The following is an 18,032-nucleotide window of genomic DNA, read 5'->3' as shown; positions in this document are numbered from 1 at the left end:
TCCTTTGTTGTGGTGGTTCCTTTCCTACCAGGAAGGGGTTTTTTAGCCATCCTCGGTGTCACCCTAGCAAGCACATGCGGGGGGGGAGCACTCTTGTTTGGGGTTTCCCCCCCACAGGCGCGTACGGGTGTCAGCCGCCGAGCGGGAGACCGTTGGTCGACAGGCCGCTGGCCTTCATGCCGCCCGCGGGCAGACCGCCGAGCAGGCCCTTGACCGGGGTGGTGGCGTCGCCGACGAGCTTCTGCCGGCCGGTGCCGAGGAGCTTGGTGGCCGTCTCCTGGGCCGGCAGGCTCCGGGTCGCGGTCTCCAGCGCCGCGCCCGCGACCGGCAGGGCGGTGGTCGCGGCGTCGGTCGGCAGCACCGCGGCGGAGGCGGTACCCGCGGCGGCGGCGGCGAAAGCGGCACCGAGAGCGGCGACGCCGAGAGTCCTGACAGCAGACTGCTTCATGTGAAATTCATCCTTGGGGAGAGGGACGTGGGGGCTCCGAAACGTAGCCATCCCACCGCCCTTCCCGCAAACATGCCGACACGCGGAGAAAGGCCGGGAATTCGACGTCCCGGCCTTTCTCCGCAAGGGCGCCGATCAGCCCGCGGAAGCGGAAGAAACGCTGGTCGCGGCGGTCTGCTCGAAGAGCCACTCGGACTTCAGCTCGGCATATCCGGGCTTGATGACATCGTTGATCATCGCCAGACGCTCATCAAAAGGAATGAATGCCGACTTCATCGCATTGACGGTGAACCACTGCATGTCGTCGAGCGTGTATCCGAAGGTCTCGGTCAGCTTCTCGAATTCGCGGCTCATGCTCGTACCGCTCATCAGCCGGTTGTCCGTGTTCACGGTGGCCCGGAAATGCAGCTTCCGCAGCAGCCCGATGGGGTGCTCGGCGTACGAGGCGGCGGCGCCGGTCTGGAGGTTGGAGGTCGGGCACAGCTCCAGCGGGATGCGCTTGTCCCGTACGTAGGAGGCGAGGCGGCCGAGCTTCACGCCGCCGTCGTCGGTGACCTCGATGTCGTCGATGATGCGGACCCCGTGACCCAGCCGGTCCGCACCGCACCACTGGAGCGCCTGCCAGATCGACGGCAGGCCGAAGGCCTCGCCCGCGTGGATGGTGAAGTGGTTGTTCTCGCGCTTGAGGTACTCGAAGGCGTCGAGGTGCCGGGTGGGCGGGAAGCCCGCCTCCGCACCCGCGATGTCGAAGCCGGCCACGCCCTGGTCGCGGTAGCGGTTGGCCAGCTCGGCGATCTCCAGGGAGCGGGCGGCGTGCCGCATCGCGGTGAGGAGGGCGCCCACGCGGATGCGGTTCCCGTCCCGGCGGGCCCGCCGCTCGCCCTCGCGGAAGCCCTCGTTGACCGCCTCGACGACCTCTTCGAGGGTCAGCCCGGCCTCCAGGTGCTGCTCGGGGGCGTACCGCACCTCGGCGTACACGACACCGTCCGCGGCCAGGTCCTCGGCACACTCGGCGGCCACCCGGACCAGCGCCTCGCGGGTCTGCATGACGGCGCAGGTGTGGGCGAAGGTCTCCAGGTAGCGCTCCAGCGATCCGGAGTCGGCCGCCTCGCGGAACCAGATGCCGAGCTTGTCGGGCTCGGTCTCGGGAAGTCCTTCGTATCCGCTCGCGAGGGCGAGGTCGACGATCGTCCCCGGGCGCAGGCCGCCGTCGAGATGGTCGTGCAGAAGCACCTTGGGGGCACGCCGGATCTGATCCTGGCCGGGCACATGAAGGGTCGGGCTCATCATCTGGGCACTCTAGTCCCTACGCGCGTAGATTGTCGCTCGTCGATGCGTAACAGTGACCGCCAATACAGGTGGAGTACACCCACCTTTCTGACACTGTTCTGTCATGTCACAGAGCGCACTCCCCCTGCCTGCAGCCAGGCTGGGACGGGCCGTCAGGACGGCCGGAGCTCCAACCGCGGTCAGCGGCGTGGTCCTGCTGCTCCCGGACGGCGCGGCCGAATCGCACCGCCGCCCCTCCCCTCTCTCCTACGCATCCCAGCTCCCGCTGGCCCGCGCCCTGGCCCGCGCGGGCCAGGAGGACGGGCTCGCCGCGCACGTCGTGCGCTACCGCTGCCGGGGCTGGAACTCGACAGCCGCCCACCTCGCGGCGGACGCCGAGTGGGCGGTGGACGAGGTCGTACGGCGTTACGGCGACGTCCCCGTCTGCCTGTCCGGCCACGGCATGGGCGGCCGGGCCGCACTCCGCGCGGGCGGCCACGCGGCGGTCGACTCCGTCCTGGCGATGGCCCCCTGGCTGCCCGAGGACGGGGCGGACGAGCCGGAGCCGGTGAAGCATCTGCTCGGCCGCCAGGTGCTGCTCGTCCACGGCACCAACGACGCCCGCACCGACCCGGAGCTGTCCTTCCGGCTGGCCGAGCGGGCCAAGAAGACCAACCGCGACACCTGCCGCTTCGAGGTCCACTCGGACGGCCACGGCCTGCGCCAGCACCGGGCCGAAGTGATGGCCCTGGCCGCGGACTTCGTACGCGGTTCACTGTTCGGCCGCGCCTACGCCCGCCCGGTGGCCGACGCCCTGGCGGCACCGCCTCCGCTGGGGTTGCGCATGCCGCTGGCGGCAGGGTTCGGGAAGTCGCTGCGTGGGTGAGGGAGTGTCGCTGCCGCCCGGACAGGGGCAGTGGCCCCGCATCCGCGGGGATGGTCCCGGCCGAACGGTTCCCCAGCTGGGAGGCGCCAGCGTGGCCCCCGCGTCCGCCGGGACGGCGCCGTCAGTCCGGCAGCAGATGCCCGCGACGTGACAGCAGGAAGCGCTTGAAGGCGGCCACCGGTGGGGTGTCGGGGTGGCCGTCCAGCCAGGCGACGCCGATTTCGCGGGCTGCCCTCGGGGCCGTGACGGTGAGTTCGACGACGCCGGGGCGGGGCACGGCGGGCGGGGGTAGCAGGGCCACGCCCAGGCCGGCCGCGACCAGGCCGCGCAGGGTCTCCGCCTCCTCGCCCTCGAAGGCTACGCGGGGGGTGAAGCCCGCCTCGGTGCACAGGTCGTCGGTGATCCGTCGCAGGCCGTAGCCCGGTTCGAGGGTGACGAACTTTTCGTCGGCGGCCTCCGCGAGGCGGATGCGGCGGCGGGTGGCGAGGCGGTGGTCCTCGGGGACGACGAGGCGCAGGCGCTGTTCGTCCAGGCGGCGGGCGACGAGGTCGGGGGCGTCCGGGACGGGTGAGGTGAGGCAGAGGTCCAGGCCGCCGGCTCTCAGGCGTTCGATCATCGCCTCGCCGTAGTTCTGCACGAGCTGGAAGCGGACCCGGGGGTGGTCGGCGCGGAAGGCGCGGATGAGGGCGGGGACGGTTTCCGAGCCCATGGTGTGCAGGAAGCCGAAGGCGACCTTGCCGGTGGCCGGGTCGGCGTCGGCCCGTACCGAATCGGCGGCCTTCTCGACCTCGGCGAGGGCCCGCTCGGCGGAGCCGAGGAAGGTGCGGCCCGCCGGGGTGAGCGAGACGGTACGGCCCTTGCGGGCGAACAGGGCGACTCCCAGGTCCTGTTCGAGCCTGACCATCGCCCGCGACAGCGTCGACTGCGGGACGCCGAGCTCCTGCGCGGCGCGTGTGACGTGCTCGTGGCGGGCCACCGCCTCGAAGTGGGCCAGTCGCGGTGCGAGCACGGCGCGAATGTCTCCTTCGTAACTACTGGGTGACAGCCGGGGCTGTGAGCTGCGTTCATGCACCATGGGATTGATTATCGCCACTTCGTGCATTGGACGCATGAAACCGGAGAGCCTACTTTCGAAGCATGCCTCCTGCCAGTACCGGGGCGTCCACCCTCACCGTGGCCGCCTCGCCCCAGCCGTCCCCCGCCACCGTCGCCACCGCCGGCTCCGCCGCGCCGGACCGTCTCGAACCGGGCCGCCCCGGCTACCGCCGGATGAGCTTCGCGCTCTTCGCCGCAGGTGTCGCGACGTTCGCACTTCTCTACTCCACGCAGGCCCTGCTGCCCGCCGTCTCCGCCTCCCTCGGCGCCACGGCCGGACAGGCCAGCTGGACGGTCTCCGCGGCGACGGGCGCACTGGCGCTGTGCGTGCTGCCGATGAGCGCGCTCTCCGAGCGGTTCGGACGGCGGCAGATGATGACCGCCTCGCTGACGGTCGCGGTACTGGTCGGGCTGCTCGTCCCCTTCGCCCCCTCGCTGGGCTGGCTGATCGCACTGCGCGCCGTCCAGGGCGCGGCACTGGCCGGGCTGCCCGCCTCCGCGATGGCGTATCTGGCCGAGGAGGTGCGGCCGAAGGCACTCGTCGCCGCGATCGGGCTGTTCGTGGCCGGCAACAGCATCGGCGGTATGAGCGGCCGTATCCTCACCGGCTGGATCGCCCAGCTGTGGGGCTGGCGCGCGGCGCTCGGCGCGGTCGGGCTGCTGGCCGTGGCCTGCGCGGTCGTCTTCCACTTCATGATCCCCAGGGCGCGGAACTTCACCCCGGGAACGCTGAACCCGAAGGCCCTCGCGAAGACGGTGGGCGAGCATCTCGCCGATCCGCTGCTGCGCCGGCTGTACGCGATCGGCGCGCTGTTCATGACGGTGTTCGGCGCGGTCTACACGGTGATCGGCTACCGCCTGGTGGAGGCGCCGTTCAACCTCCCGCAGGGTGTCGTCGGCTCGATCTTCCTGGTCTACCTCGTCGGTACGGTCTCCTCCGCCGCGGCCGGCCAGCTGGTCGCCCGGCTCGGCCGCCGGGGCGCGCTGTACCTGGCCGTCTCCACCACGGCCGCCGGTCTGCTGCTCTCCCTCGCCGACCAGCTGGCGGCCGTGCTCCTCGGCCTGGTCCTGATCACGGCGGGCTTCTTCGCCGGGCACGCGGTCGCCTCCTCGTCCGTGAGCCGTACCGCGACGAAGGGCCGCGCCCAGGCGTCGGCGCTCTACCAGTCCGCGTACTACCTGGGCTCCAGCGCGGGCGGCACGCTCGGCGCGGTCGCCTTCCACGCCGGGGGCTGGGCCGGGACCGTGTCGCTGGGGCTGCTCGCGGTGCTCGGCGTCGTCTCGATCACGCTGTACGGGACGCGGGCCGCCCGCGCCGAGCGGCGCCGGCTGGTTCCGCCGGCGTCCGTGCAGAACTGAGACATACGGCGCACAACCTTCCACTCCCCGACGCGCGTCTAGCAGGCGGAATCACCTCACGGCGCGCGAAGGGGAGTTGGCGTACATGAGAGTCGCGGGGAACATACGGGGAGTACGGCTGCGGCGCGGGCTCGCGCTGTCGGTCGCGGGCCTGACCGCGGTACCGGCCCTGGTGCTGGCCACCGGCGGGCAGGCGCAGGCGGCGTCCTGCACCACGTCCACCGGGCCGTATCAGAAGCAGGTCGAGAAGTATCTGAACCGGCCGGTCGACGGCAAGCAGTCGGCCGCCGACTGCAAGGCGATCAGGTCGTTCCAGAGCACGTACGGGGTCACCCCCACCATTGGGTACGCGGGTCCGGTCACCTGGCGCACGATGAAGATGATCACGGCCCAGAAGGCGGCCGGCAAGAACCCGAACAAGGACAAGAAGTGCCCCACCAACAAGGGGCGCATCGCGTGCGTGGACCTGACCCGGCAGCTGAGCTGGATCCAGGACGGCAGCAAGCTGAAGTTCGGACCCGTGCCGGTACGGACCGGGCGGGACAAGTACGAGACCCGCACCGGGTCGAAGAAGATCTACTGGCGGCACATCAACCACGTCTCGTCGATCTACCACGTGTCGATGCCGTACTCGCAGTTCTTCGACGGGGGCCAGGCGTTCCACGCGGTGGGCGTGAAGATGTGGAACCCGCCGGGGTCGCACGGCTGCGTCAACATGCGTACCGCCGACGCCAAGTCGTACTGGAGTCTGCTGAGGAACGGCGACGACGTCCACGTGTACGGACGCAAGCCCGGAACGTGACCGGAATCCGGGCGGTTTCGGTACTTCACGCCCCCGTTGTCAGTGGCCTGCGGTAGCTTCCGGAGTGCCGAAGTGGGCGGCGTCACAGCGCAACAGGGGTGGAGCGATGAGTGATCTGACAGCGCCGACGGACATCGGCAGCCGTCTGGAGGGACACCGGGTCGAGCTGACCGGTTACTGCTACCGGATGCTCGGCTCGGCCTTCGAGGCGGAGGACGCGGTGCAGGACACGCTGGTGCGTGCCTGGCGCAACTTCGACAAGTTCGAGGGGCGTTCCTCGCTGCGCTCCTGGCTGTACCGCATCGCCACCAACGTCTGCCTGGACATGCTGAACGCCGGGAACAAGCGGGCCCGTCCGGTCGATCTGACGGGCCCGACGCCGCTCGCCCAGGCGGCGCTGAACCCCCTGCCGGAGAACACCTGGCTGGAGCCGATGCCGGACGGGCGCATCCTGCCGACGGTGGCCGACCCGGCGGAGGCCGCCGTGGCGCGGGAGTCGGTGCGCCTCGCGTTCGTCGCCGCGCTCCAGCATCTGCCGCCCAAGCAGCGCGCCGTGCTGATCCTGCGCGAGGTGCTGGCCTGGAAGGCGAGCGAGGTCGCCGAGCTGCTCGGCACCTCGGTCGCCTCGGTCAACAGCGCCCTCCAGCGGGCGCGGGCCACCCTCGCCGAACACGAGGGCGAGGCCGCCGACGCCGCGAATCCGCTCGACGAGGAGCAGCGCAAGCTCCTTGAGCGGTACGTGGCGGCCTTCGAGGGCTACGACATGGCGGCGCTGACCGCGCTGCTCCATGAGGACGCCGTGATGACCATGCCGCCGTTCGACCTCTGGCTCCAGGGGCACGACGACATCACCGGCTTCATGCTCTCCATCGGCGCAAGCTGTGCGGGCTCCCGCCTGGTGGCGACGTCGGCGAACGGCACCCCGGCGTTCGCGCACTACAAGCCGAATCCGGACGGGCCCGGGTTCGTGCCGTGGGCGGTGCAGGTCATCGACGTCTCGGACGGGGCCATCACCGGGATGCACTGCTTCCTGGACACCCCGCGCTGGTTCCCGCTCTTCGGGCTGCCGGACCATCTCGACGCCGACGCGGGGTGAGACGCGGTTTACGGTACGGGCTGGTGACCGGCTGGGTGGTGCTGGCGGCCGGTGGCTGGGGGCTGACCCAGTGGATGGGCGAGCCGTCCGCCACCGGCGGCCCCGCTCCTCTCCGCGCCAGCGACGCCGGCCGGCGGCGGGACGGCCCGCGCAGGTGATCTGCGTACGGGCCGAGGTGGTGGCCGGTCAGCCCCCGCCCTCCGCGGTCCCGGCCCCCGTCCCCGTTCCGCACCCCACGTCCACCACGTCGGCCAGCCCGACCAGGTCGAGCAGGCTCTGCAGTTCGGGCGGCACATTGCGCAGCCGCAGTCTCCTGCCGCCCGCCCGGCGCGCGACGAGCCCCAGTCGCGCTATCGCCTCGACCAGGGCCAGATCCACGTGCACGACCCCGCCCACGTCGCAGTCCACCCCCGCGTCCGGGTCGCGGACGGCGCCGTCGGGGTCGCCAGGGTCGTACAGCAGCGTCTCCAGCTCGGCGCAGAGTCCCGGCACCGCGGCCCTGGTGACGCGGCCGGTGCCGACGAGAAGGTTCGGGGTCATGGGTTCCACATCTGGGAGACCGGTCCGGCGGCCGAAACTCATCGCTGCCCGGCCCCCGTCCTTTCCGGGGCCACCCGGCCCGGTGAACGCCCCGTACCCGCTCGGGATCGATGAGCTTCGGTCAACTCCGGTTACCTGTGCGGTTTCTGTGAACCTCCCCCACCAATTCCCCCTCTAGGTACGTGAACCGGCCGGCACCGGCGTCCCATCGGTGCCGACTGACCAGTGGCCCCTCGGGGGCCGCCTGATTCTCCAGGGGGAGAGTTGCGCAGACACGTGAGAAACGCGTGTGTTTCGACCGTCGCCACGGCCGCCGCCGTGGCACTCGCGGCCGGGATGACCACCCCGGCCATGGCACAGCCCGACGTCGCCCGCTCCGGCACCGCCCGCCCGGCCGGCGCCGGGTCCGCCACCGGGCACGAGCTGACGCTCATCACCGGCGACCGCGTCACCGTGGACGCCAAGGGCAAGGTCGTGTCCTTCCGGGCCGCCCAGGGGCGCGAGCACATACCCGTGCAACGGCAGATACACGACGGGCACACCCTGCTCGTCCCGGCCGACGCACACCAGCTGCTCGCCTCCGGCAAGCTGGACCGCCGGCTGTTCGACATCACCGAGCTGAACCGTGCGGAGAACCGCAGGGCCCAGAAGTCGGGCCTGAAGCTGATCGTCTCCTACCGGGGCGCCCAGGCCGCGACCGCGAAGGCCGAGGTCCAAGGCGCGGGCTCCACCCGGGTCGGCCGGACCCTGAACTCGATCAACGCCCAGTCGGTGACCACGCCGCAGCGTGACGCCCAGGACATCTGGCAGGCGCTCACCGCCAAGGCGGCGCACGGTGCGCAGCGCACCACGGCCGCCGGTATCGACCGGGTCTGGCTGGACGGGGTGCGCCGGGCCAGCCTCGACAAGAGCGTGCCGCAGATCGGCACCCCTGCCGCCTGGAAGGCCGGTTACACCGGAAAGGGCGTCAAGATCGCCGTCCTGGACACCGGTGTGGACGCCACCCACCCCGATCTCCAGGGCCGGATCCTCGGCTCGAAGAACTTCACCGCCTCGCCCGACGTCAAGGACCGGGTCGGCCACGGCACCCATGTCTCCTCGATCGCGGCCGGTTCGGGCGCCAAGTCGGGCGGCAAGTTCAAGGGCGTGGCCCCGGACGCCAAGCTGCTGGAAGGCAAGGTGCTCGACGACGACGGCTTCGGCGACGACTCCGGCATCCTGGCCGGCATGGAGTGGGCGGTCGCACAGGGCGCCGACATCATCAACCTGAGCCTCAGCGGCAGCGACACCCCCGAGGTCGACCCGCTGGAAGCGGCGGTCAACAAGCTGTCGGCCGACAAGGGCGTCCTGTTCGCCATCGCGGCGGGCAACGAGGGCGACGCGGCCGGAACGGTCGACTCCCCGGGCAGCGCGGACGCCGCGCTGACCGTCGGCGCGGTCGACGACAAGGACCAGCTGGCCGACTTCTCCAGCCGTGGCCCGCGCATCGGCGACGGGGCGATCAAGCCCGATGTCACCGCCCCCGGCGTGGACATCACGGCGGCGGCCGCACCCGGCTCCGCCATCGACCAGGAGGTCGGGCAGAACCCGCCCGGCTATCTGACGATCTCCGGTACGTCGATGGCGACCCCGCACGTCGCGGGCGCCGCGGCGCTCCTCAAGCAGCAGCACCCGGAGTGGAAGTACGCCGAGCTCAAGGGCGCGCTGACGGCCTCGACCAAGCCGGGCGCGTACACGCCGTTCGAGCAGGGCTCGGGCCGGATCGCGGTCGACCGGGCGATCACCCAGACCGTCGTCGCCGACCCGGTCTCGGTGAGCTTCGGGGTGCAGCAGTGGCCGCACACCGATGACACCCCGGTCACCAAGAAGGTGACGTACCGCAACCTCGGCAAGACCGACGTCACCCTGGACCTCGCGGTCACGGCCACCGGCCCGAAGGGCAAGCCCGCCCCGGCCGGCTTCTTCGGCCTCGGCTCCGACAAGGTGACCGTCCCCGCGGGCGGCACCACGGATGTGCCGCTGACCGTGAACACCAAGCTCGGCGGCACGACGGACGGCACCTACTCCGCGTACGTCGTCGCGACGGGCCGCGGCCAGAGCGTCCGCACCGCGGCCGCGGTCGAGCGGGAGATCGAGTCGTACGACCTCACGGTCAAGACGATCGGACGCGACGGCAAGCCCGCCCAGTTCGCCGATACCGACCTCTTCGGTCTCACCGGAAAGGCGCTCGGCCAGTGGCTCGCCCCGACGAGCACCGACGGTACGGCCAAGGTCCGGGTCCCCGCCGGCGGATACGTACTGAACACGGGCGTCACCGTCGACCCCGAGGACTACTCCAGGGGCACCGACTGGCTGGCCCAGCCGAAGCTGGACGTCACCAAGAACCTCACCGTGACGCTCGACGCGCGCAAGGCGAAGCCGGTTAACATCACCGTGCCCGCCACCGGGACGAAGTCCCTGCTGGCCGCGCCCGACCTCCAGCTCACCGCCGATGAAGGCGGCTACTCCTACGGCTGGGTCCTCGACACGTACAAGAACTTCCGCACCGCTCACTTCGGCCCGAAGGTGACCGACGGTTCGCTCTCCCAGCACTGGATCGGCAGCTGGTCCAAGGGAGCCTCGACCCGGTACGACATCGTGGCCGGCGGTCCGGTGACCCAGGCGGCCACCGGTTTCGAGCGGAAGTACACCGCCGGCCAGCTGGCCAAGGTGGGGATCTCGCTCGGCTCGCCCGCCAAGGGCAAGACCGGTGAATTCGCGGCCTCGGGCATGCTGCCCGACTCGGACGGCGGCTGGTCGGCCTGGTCCCTCCACAAGATCCCCGGCAAGGTCACCTCCTACGTCTCCACCGCCGACAAGGTGAAGTGGAGCTTCGACTTCGAGCAGGACGGCGGACTCGACGCGGACGGCTACCCGGTGACCGACGCGTCGTACTCCCTCGGCGCCCCGCAGTCCTTCAAGGCGGGGAAGTCGTACACGAAGAAGGTCAACACCGCGGTGTTCGGCCCCGCGGTCAACTCCGAGTACGGCATCCTCCGCGACGGCAACGACATCGTCGGCATGCTGCCGCTGGTGGCCGACGGAGCTGGCAACATCGGTGGTTCCGCCTACAGTTCGGCCAAGACGGTCCTGTACCGCAACGGCAAGAAGCTCGCCCAGAACGAGGACCCGCTGCTGGGCGACACCCCCATCGCCGTTCCGTCCGCCGCCGCCGACTACCGGCTGACGACCTCGGCCCGGCGCAGCACCAAGCTGTCCCCGGTCTCCACCCGGATCGACGCGAGCTGGACCTTCCGCTCCCAGCGGACCTCGGGCCCGGCCATGCTGCCGGTCTCCACGGTGCGGTTCACGCCCAACGTCACCGCGGACAGCAGGGTCACGGCCGGCCGGACCACTTCCGTGCCCGTGACGGTGCAGGGTGCCGCCGCCGGGAAGAACCTCAAGTCGCTGACGGTGTACGTCAGTTACGACGCCGGCAAGACCTGGAAGAAGTCCACGGTCAAGGCGGGCAAGATCTCCGTGAAGAACCCGGCGAAGGGGAAGTCCATCTCCTACCGGGCGAACGTCACGGACAAGAAGGGCAACAAGTCGTCGGTGTCGATCTACAACGCGTACTTCGGCAAGTGACCGGCCATCGGTGAGCCACTGAGCCCACCGACCGTATGACAGCGGCCCACCGGGACGGATTCCCCCCGTCCCGGCGGGCCGCTCGCGTCTGCGCACCGCACCGCGACGCCGCTCAGCTGACCGGGAACATCCCCGTGTCCAGGTCCAGCCCGAACGGCTCGGGCAGCGTCAGCTTCCCCCCGTACTCGACCGTGTCCAGCACCCGGTAGGTGCCGCTGTCGGGCTCCCCGTACAGCGTGGCGGTGGGGCGGCCCGAGTGCCACGGGTCGAGCAGCAGGAACAGCTCGACACCTGCCTTCGCGTATCCGTGCACCTTGCCGATGCGGTCGTGGTTGGCGTTGGCCTGCGAGGTGATCTCCACGACGAGCCGGGCCTCTTCGGCCGGGATACGGTTGCCCGGCCCGATCACCGCTGCGTCCGGCACGACGACCAGATCGGGGATGTAGAGCCCGGCCCGCCCCGGCACCGAGACGCCGAGGGTCTGGAAGATCTCCCAGTCCTCCGGAAGCACGGAGTAAAGCCTGCGCTGCAGCCGCGCGGCGGTGAGATTGTGGTCCTTGGACGGCGGTGGCGACACGGTGACGATCCCCTCGATGATCTCCACCTTGCAGCCCTCGGGTGCGTCCGTCTCCTCCCAGATCCGGACGAGGTCGTCCCACTCCTGGCCGTGGCCGGGGGCGGGATCGACGGTGAGTGCGCTCATGGCGGTCTCCTCTTATCGGTGCGTCACCGAGTCCAGCATGCCGAACGGGACCGGCGGTGGTCCACCGATCCCGTTCACCCGAATGGGAAAGCCGCAGGTCAGGCGATACGTTCCCGCACCACCGGGGTGGCGGTGAAGGCCGTGCCGGCCGGGGCGATGTCGTACGCGTCGGGCAGGGCCTTCAGCGCGTAGTCGAACTTCTCGGGGGTGTCGGTGTGCAGCGTCAGTAGCGGCTGTCCGGCCGTCACCGTGTCGCCCGGCTTGGCGTGCAGTTCGACGCCCGCGCCCGCCTGGACCGGGTCCTCCTTGCGGGCCCGGCCCGCGCCGAGGCGCCAGGCGGCGACGCCGATGTCGTACGCGTCCAGGCGGGTCAGTACGCCGGTGGACGGGGCCGTGAGCACGTGCTGCTCGCGGGCGACCGGGAGCGTGGCGTCGGGGTCGCCGCCCTGGGCGGAGATCATGCGGCGCCAGACGTCCATCGCGGAGCCGTCGGCGAGGGCCTTCTCCGGGTCGGCGTCCTTGAGCCCGGCCGCGTCCAGCATTTCGCGGGCCAGGGCGAGGGTGAGGTCGACGACGTCCTTCGGGCCGCCGCCGGCCAGCACCTCGACCGATTCGCGCACCTCCAGGGCGTTGCCCGCCGTCAGGCCGAGCGGGGTGGCCATGTCGGTGAGCAGGGCGACCGTGCGCACTCCGCTGTCGGTGCCCAGCGCGACCATGGTGGAGGCCAGTTCGCGGGCGTCCTCGATGGTCTTCATGAAGGCGCCGGAGCCGACCTTGACGTCCAGGACGAGCGCGCCGGTGCCCTCGGCGATCTTCTTGGACATGATGGAGCTGGCGATGAGCGGGATGGCCTCGACGGTGCCGGTGACATCGCGGAGCGCGTAGAGCTTCTTGTCGGCGGGGGCGAGCCCGTCACCGGCGGCGCAGATCACCGCGCCGGTGGTGTCCAGGACGTTCAGCATCTCCTCGTTGGAGAGGTGGGCGTGCCAGCCGGGGATGGACTCCAGCTTGTCCAGGGTGCCGCCGGTGTGGCCGAGGCCGCGGCCGCTGAGCTGCGGCACGGCGGCGCCGCAGGCGGCGACCAGCGGGGCGAGCGGCAGGGTGATCTTGTCGCCGACGCCGCCGGTGGAGTGCTTGTCGGTGGTGGGCCGGGAGAGCGACGCGAAGTCCATCCGCTCGCCGGAGGCGATCATCGCGGCGGTCCAGCGGGCGATCTCGGTGCGGTTCATGCCGTTCAGCAGGATCGCCATGGCCAGCGCGGACATCTGCTCGTCGGCGACCTCACCGCGGGTGTACGCGTCGATGACCCAGTCGATCTGCTCGGGGGTCAGCTCGCCTCGGTCCCGCTTGGTGCGGATGACGGAGATGGCGTCCATGTCCTGGGAGTCCTTCCGGCCGGTACGTACGGTACGCAAGAGTCCCGAATGACTCTACGCGCATAGAGGGTGGAGATGGGGGTGGCCCTCCCGACGGGCGGGAGGGCCACCAGAGTTCTACTTCAGATGGTCCGGGCCGAACGCCTGCGGCAGCATCTCGTCGAGCGTGCGCAGCCCGTCCGGCGTCTCCAGAACCAGCTCGGGGCCGCCGAACTCGTACAGCAGCTGCCTGCACCTGCCGCACGGCACCAGGATCTCGCCCGCCCCGTCCACGCAGGTGAAGTGGGTGAGCCTGCCGCCCCCGGTGGCGTGCAGCTGGGAGACCAGGCCGCACTCGGCGCACAGCCCGATGCCGTACGAGGCGTTCTCGACGTTGCAGCCGGACACCGTACGGCCGTCGTCGACGCGCGCCGCGGCACCGACCGGGTAGTGCGAGTAGGGGACGTACGCACGGGTCATCACGGACCGTGCGGCGCTCCGCAGCGCCGCCCAGTCGACCTCCGCGGCGGCCGTCACTTGCCCTGGCCCTTCCGGTAGCGCATGCCGTCCGCCTTCGGCATCCGCAGCCGCTGGGCGGAGAGCGAGAGGACGAGCAGCGTGACGATGTACGGGGTGGCGCTCACGAACTCGGTGGGCACCGTGTCCGTGCCGAGGTACCAGACCAGCACCGCGGCGGCGATGACCGCGCTGACCACGCCCTGGACGAAGCTCTTGCGGTAGAGCTTCCAGGCCGCGAGCACGGCCAGTACGACCACGAGCAGCAGGAGCAGCGCGTGGACGGACTCGCCGCCGTTGCGCAGCTGGAGCGCGTCGGCGAAGCCGAAGAGGCCGGCGCCCATGGCGAGACCGCCGGGCCGCCAGTTGCCGAAGATCATCGCGGCGAGACCGATGTAGCCGCGGCCGCCGGTCTGGCCCTCGTTGTAGATGTGCGAGGTGACCAGCGAGAGGAAGGCGCCGCCGAGGCCGGCCATGCCGCCGGAGACGATCACCGCGATGTACTTGTACGTGTAGACGTTCACGCCGAGCGACTCGGCGGCGACGGGGTTCTCGCCGCAGGAGCGCAGCCGCAGCCCGAACGAGGTCTTCCACAGCACGAAGAACGTGAGGACGAACAGGACGATGGCCAGGATCGTCAGCAGCGACACATTGGTGACCAGGCCGCCGAGCACACCGGCCAGGTCGGAGACGAAGAACCAGTGGTGCTTCTCGATGGAGTGCAGCCAGTCGGAGAGGCCCGGGATCGTCACCGAGGTGATGTCGTCGGCCGGCGGGGACTGCTTCGGGCTGCCGCCCTTGGCCGCCGCCTCGCCCGAGTTGAACCAGAGCTTGGCGAAGTAGGTGGTGAAGCCGAGCGCCAGGATGTTGATGGCGATACCGGAGATGATGTGGTCGACGCCGAAGGTGACGGTCGCGACCGCGTGCAGCAGCCCGCCGAGCATGCCGCCGACGACCCCGGCCAGCACGCCGAGCCACGGGTTGGTCTGCCAGCCGGCCCAGGCGCCGAAGAAGGTGCCCAGGATCATCATGCCTTCGAGGCCGATGTTGACCACACCGGCCCGCTCGGCCCAGAGGCCACCGAGACCGGCGAGTCCGATCGGCACGGCCATCGCGAGCGCCGCGCTGATCTGTCCCGCCGATGTGACGTCCTCCGCGCCGGTGATGGCGCGCACGGCGGACAGCGCGAGCAGCACGCCCGCGATGATCAGCAGGACGACGGGGAAGGAGAGGCGGGTGCGGCCGCCCTTGCCGCCGGCGACCTTGGGGGCCGCGGGGGGCGGGGTGGAAGTCGCCGTGACGGTCACGCCGACACCTCCTGCTGGTCGGAGTTACGGGCGGCCTGTGCGGCGAGTTCCGCGCCGACCTTGCTCTGCTGGCGCTTGATTCCGTAGCGGCGGACGACTTCGTAGGCGATGACGACGCACAGGACGATGACGCCCTGGATCACGCCGACGATCTCCTTGTCGTAGCCCTCGAATTCGAGCTTGCCGGTGCCGCGCTCCAGGAAGCCCCAGAGCAGCGCGCCGAGCGCGATGCCGACGGGGTGGTTGCGGCCGAGGAGGGCGATGGCGATGCCGGTGAAGCCGATGCCGACCGGGAAGTCGCCGCTGTACTCGTAGCTGTCGTTGAGGAGGGTCGGCATACCGATCAGACCGGCGACGGCGCCGGAGATCAGCATCGAGGTGATGACCATCTTCTTGACGTCGACACCGCTGGCCTCGGCGGCGGAGCCGGACTGGCCGACGGTGCGCAGGTCGAAGCCGAAGCGGGTGCGCGAGAGCGTGAACCAGTAGGCGACGCCCGCGACGACCGCGACCACGATGAAGCCCCAGACGGGCGACGGGGTGGTCGGGAACTCGAAGAAGTGCGAGGACTCCGGGAGCGGCTTGGTGGAGATCTTCGTGCCGGCCTCGTCCAGGTGGCCGAGGCGGCCCTGCTGGAGGAGGTAGCCGATGACCGCGGTCGCGATGGCGTTCAGCATGATCGTCGAGACGACCTCGCTGACGCCCCGGGTGACCTTGAGGACACCGGCGATACCGGCCCACATCGCGCCGACGATCATCGCGGTGAGGATGATCAGCGGGATCTGCAGGGCGCCGGGCAGCGTCAGCGCGCCGCCGACCGCGGCGGCGAAGAAGGCGGCGAGGCGGTACTGGCCGTCGACGCCGATGTTGAAGAGGTTCATCCGGAAGCCGATGGCCACCGCGAGACCCGCGAGGTAGTACGTCGTCGCCTTGTTGAGGATGTAGACCTGGCTGTCCGACTTCATCCCGTAGTCGAACATGATGCCGAAGGCGCTGAACGGCTCCTTGCCGGTGGCGGCCAGCACGAGTGCGGTCACCAGGAAGGCGACCACGATCGCGAGTACGGGGGCCGCGATCCCCAGGAGCAGCCGCTCCTTGTCGATCTTCTTCATCGGTCCTCTCCCCCGTCCCGGGGGTCGGTGTCGGTGCTTCCGGCGCTCTCGGCGCTCTCGGCGGGCGAGTCGTCCGGTGCCGGTGACTCGTCCGGTGCTTCCAGGTGGCCGGTGGCCGCGCCTGTCATCGCCGAGCCGAGCTCCTCCGGGGTGATGGTCGCCGGGTCGGCGTCCGCGACCAGCCGGCCGCGGTACATGACACGCAGGGTGTCGGAGAGCCCGATCAGCTCGTCCAGGTCGGCGGAGATCAACAGCACCGCGAGGCCTTCGCGGCGCGCCTCGCGGATCTGGTCCCAGATCTGCGCCTGCGCGCCGACGTCCACGCCCCGGGTCGGGTGCGCGGCGATCAGGAGCTTGGGGTCGTGGCTCATCTCGCGGCCGACGATCAGCTTCTGCTGGTTGCCGCCGGAGAGCGAGGCGGCGGTCACGTCGATGCCGGGGGTGCGGACGTCGTACTCGCGCACGATCCGCTCGGTGTCGGCGCGGGCGCCCTTGAGGTCGAGGAACGCGCCCTTGCTGTTGGGGCGTTCGGTGACGTGGCCGAGGATGCGGTTCTCCCAGAGCGGGGCCTCCAGCAGCAGTCCGTGCCGGTGGCGGTCCTCGGGGATGACGCCCATGCCGCCCTCGCGGCGCTTGCGGGTCGGCGTGCGGGAGATGTCGTCGCCGTCGAGGGTGACCACTCCGGCGTCGAGGTGGCGCATGCCCATGATGGCGTCGACCAGTTCGGACTGGCCGTTGCCCTCGACGCCCGCGATCCCGAGGACCTCGCCCTTGTGGATGGTGAAGCCGATGCCGTCGAGGACCGAACGCACCACGCCGTCCGGGTCGGTGGCGCTCAGCCGCAGCCCGTCGACGGTCAGCATCGGCACGTCGGTGACGGTCGACTCGCGGGTCTCGGGCGACGGGAGTTCACTGCCGACCATCAGCTCGGCGAGCTGCTTGGTCGTGGTGCTCCTCGGGTCGGCGGTGCCCACCGTCGTACCGCGCCGGATCACGGTGATCTCGTCGGCGACCGACAGGACCTCGCCCAGCTTGTGCGAGATGAAGATGACGGTCAGGCCCTCGGCCTTGAGCTCGCGCAGGTTGTCGAAGAGCGCGTCGACCTCCTGCGGTACGAGGACGGCGGTGGGCTCGTCGAGGATCAGGGTGCGGGCGCCGCGGTAGAGGACCTTGAGGATCTCCACGCGCTGCCGGTCGGCGACCCCGAGGTCCTCGACCATGGCGTCCGGGCGGACCCCGAGACCGTAGGAGTCCGAGATCTCCTTGATCCTTGCGCGGGCCCGGTCGCCGATCCCGTGCAGCTTCTCGGAGCCGAGGACGACGTTCTCCAGGACGGTGAGGTAGTCGGCGAGCATGAAGTGCTGGTGCACCATGCCGATGCCGCGCGCGATGGCATCACCGGGGTTGTGGAACGAGACCTGCTCGCCGTCCACCGCGATGGTGCCCTCGTCCGGCTTCTGCATGCCGTACAGGATCTTCATCAGAGTGGACTTGCCGGCGCCGTTCTCGCCGACGAGGGCGTGGACGGTGCCACGGCGCACGGTGATGTCGATGTCGTGGTTGGCCACGACCCCGGGGAACCGCTTGGTGATGCCGCGGAGCTCCACGGCGTGGGGACTGCTGGACGCGTTGATGACGCACTCTCCTTGGCAGGAGCGGAGGGCGGAGGCGATGGGAGCGTGAAAGGTATCGCGCCCGGCGGACGCTACGCGCGTAGCGCCACCGAATCGTTGGCCACCTGATGACAGGTCGCGGACCGTGTGCGCACGACTACGGCGCACATGGGGAAGCGGTACGCGCATCGGGGCCCGTTCGGGGCCGAGGGCCCGTCCCGCGGGCGCAGAGGAGGGGAAACCCCACCCCCCCAACACGACCCCCACAACCAAAAAGGGGAACCCCAAGACCCCCCCCCCCTCC

16 protein-coding genes are annotated in these 18,032 nt (G+C 70.6%); 6 read left to right on the top strand and 10 right to left on the bottom strand.

The genetic code is table 11. The annotated features are described in order from the left end of the window. Positions 1–130: 130 nt before the first annotated feature. Together ACFVX4_RS09970 and ACFVX4_RS09965 are read right to left on the bottom strand one after the other, a co-directional pair. On the bottom strand, positions 131–448 hold the full coding sequence (locus ACFVX4_RS09970; protein WP_389973909.1) for a hypothetical protein: 318 nt from the start codon (positions 446–448) through the stop codon (positions 131–133). Between the two features lie 135 nt (positions 449–583). Next, positions 584–1,738, bottom strand: a complete 1,155-nt coding sequence (locus ACFVX4_RS09965) for an adenosine deaminase (RefSeq protein ID WP_389973906.1) — start codon at positions 1,736–1,738, stop codon at positions 584–586. A gap of 103 nt (positions 1,739–1,841) precedes the next feature. Here ACFVX4_RS09965 and ACFVX4_RS09960 point away from each other — a divergent pair, with 103 nt between their 5' ends. Further along, a complete protein-coding gene (locus ACFVX4_RS09960; protein ID WP_389973903.1) occupies positions 1,842–2,603 on the top strand; it encodes an alpha/beta hydrolase in 762 nt (253 codons plus the stop codon). A 121-nt stretch (positions 2,604–2,724) separates the two neighbouring features. Here the strand turns inward: ACFVX4_RS09960 and ACFVX4_RS09955 are convergent, their stop codons facing one another. After that, the gene (locus tag ACFVX4_RS09955; RefSeq protein WP_389973901.1) at positions 2,725–3,678 is read right to left on the bottom strand and encodes a LysR family transcriptional regulator; all 954 of its coding nucleotides are present in this window, start codon (positions 3,676–3,678) and stop codon (positions 2,725–2,727) included. A 62-nt stretch (positions 3,679–3,740) separates the two neighbouring features. Between ACFVX4_RS09955 and ACFVX4_RS09950 the strand changes: the two genes are divergently transcribed. The 4 genes from ACFVX4_RS09950 (at position 3,741) to ACFVX4_RS09935 (ending at position 7,113) form a co-directional block, all read left to right on the top strand. After that, the gene (locus tag ACFVX4_RS09950; protein ID WP_389973899.1) at positions 3,741–5,057 is read left to right on the top strand and encodes an MFS transporter; all 1,317 of its coding nucleotides are present in this window, start codon (positions 3,741–3,743) and stop codon (positions 5,055–5,057) included. An 85-nt stretch (positions 5,058–5,142) separates the two neighbouring features. Further along, positions 5,143–5,859 carry a L,D-transpeptidase family protein gene (locus tag ACFVX4_RS09945; RefSeq protein WP_389973896.1) on the top strand — a complete coding sequence of 239 codons (717 nt, stop codon included), beginning with the start codon at positions 5,143–5,145 and terminating at the stop codon, positions 5,857–5,859. 106 nt (positions 5,860–5,965) lie between these two features. Beyond that, on the top strand, positions 5,966–6,955 hold the full coding sequence (locus tag ACFVX4_RS09940) for a sigma-70 family RNA polymerase sigma factor (protein WP_389973893.1): 990 nt from the start codon (positions 5,966–5,968) through the stop codon (positions 6,953–6,955). Positions 6,956–6,978: 23 nt separating this feature from the next. Next, positions 6,979–7,113 carry a hypothetical protein gene (locus ACFVX4_RS09935; RefSeq protein WP_389973890.1) on the top strand — a complete coding sequence of 45 codons (135 nt, stop codon included), beginning with the start codon at positions 6,979–6,981 and terminating at the stop codon, positions 7,111–7,113. A gap of 28 nt (positions 7,114–7,141) precedes the next feature. Here ACFVX4_RS09935 and ACFVX4_RS09930 read toward each other — a convergent pair whose 3' ends face one another. Further along, entirely contained in the window at positions 7,142–7,537 is a 396-nt protein-coding gene (locus ACFVX4_RS09930; RefSeq protein ID WP_389973887.1) for an STAS domain-containing protein, read from the bottom strand. A gap of 294 nt (positions 7,538–7,831) precedes the next feature. Here ACFVX4_RS09930 and ACFVX4_RS09925 point away from each other — a divergent pair, with 294 nt between their 5' ends. Next, positions 7,832–11,122, top strand: a complete 3,291-nt coding sequence (locus ACFVX4_RS09925) for a S8 family serine peptidase (RefSeq protein ID WP_389974034.1) — start codon at positions 7,832–7,834, stop codon at positions 11,120–11,122. A gap of 112 nt (positions 11,123–11,234) precedes the next feature. On the opposite strand, the gene ACFVX4_RS09920 is transcribed toward ACFVX4_RS09925, so the two are convergent. The 6 genes from ACFVX4_RS09920 to ACFVX4_RS09895 all read right to left on the bottom strand — a co-directional run bounded on the left by ACFVX4_RS09920 (position 11,235) and on the right by ACFVX4_RS09895 (position 17,722). Then, positions 11,235–11,825: a Uma2 family endonuclease gene (locus tag ACFVX4_RS09920; protein WP_389973885.1), complete on the bottom strand. Its 591-nt coding sequence runs from the start codon at positions 11,823–11,825 to the stop codon at positions 11,235–11,237. 98 nt (positions 11,826–11,923) lie between these two features. Then, positions 11,924–13,201 carry a thymidine phosphorylase gene (locus ACFVX4_RS09915; RefSeq protein WP_389973883.1) on the bottom strand — a complete coding sequence of 426 codons (1,278 nt, stop codon included), beginning with the start codon at positions 13,199–13,201 and terminating at the stop codon, positions 11,924–11,926. Between the two features lie 117 nt (positions 13,202–13,318). Further along, entirely contained in the window at positions 13,319–13,717 is a 399-nt protein-coding gene (locus ACFVX4_RS09910; RefSeq protein ID WP_266415187.1) for a cytidine deaminase, read from the bottom strand. Then, positions 13,714–15,003, bottom strand: a complete 1,290-nt coding sequence (locus ACFVX4_RS09905; protein ID WP_389973880.1) for an ABC transporter permease — start codon at positions 15,001–15,003, stop codon at positions 13,714–13,716. The genes ACFVX4_RS09910 and ACFVX4_RS09905 overlap by 4 nt, the downstream gene beginning before the upstream one ends. After that, the gene (locus ACFVX4_RS09900; RefSeq protein WP_389973878.1) at positions 15,000–16,115 is read right to left on the bottom strand and encodes an ABC transporter permease; all 1,116 of its coding nucleotides are present in this window, start codon (positions 16,113–16,115) and stop codon (positions 15,000–15,002) included. The genes ACFVX4_RS09905 and ACFVX4_RS09900 overlap by 4 nt, the downstream gene beginning before the upstream one ends. Continuing rightward, on the bottom strand, positions 16,112–17,722 hold the full coding sequence (locus ACFVX4_RS09895; RefSeq protein WP_389973875.1) for an ABC transporter ATP-binding protein: 1,611 nt from the start codon (positions 17,720–17,722) through the stop codon (positions 16,112–16,114). The genes ACFVX4_RS09900 and ACFVX4_RS09895 overlap by 4 nt, the downstream gene beginning before the upstream one ends. Positions 17,723–18,032 lie beyond the last annotated feature (310 nt).

The organism is Streptomyces sp. NPDC058240, assembly GCF_042882135.1.
GTDB lineage: Bacteria > Actinomycetota > Actinomycetes > Streptomycetales > Streptomycetaceae > Streptomyces.
The sequence above is the reverse complement of the archived record's forward strand: the minus strand, read 5'-3'. Positions and strand labels throughout refer to the sequence as shown.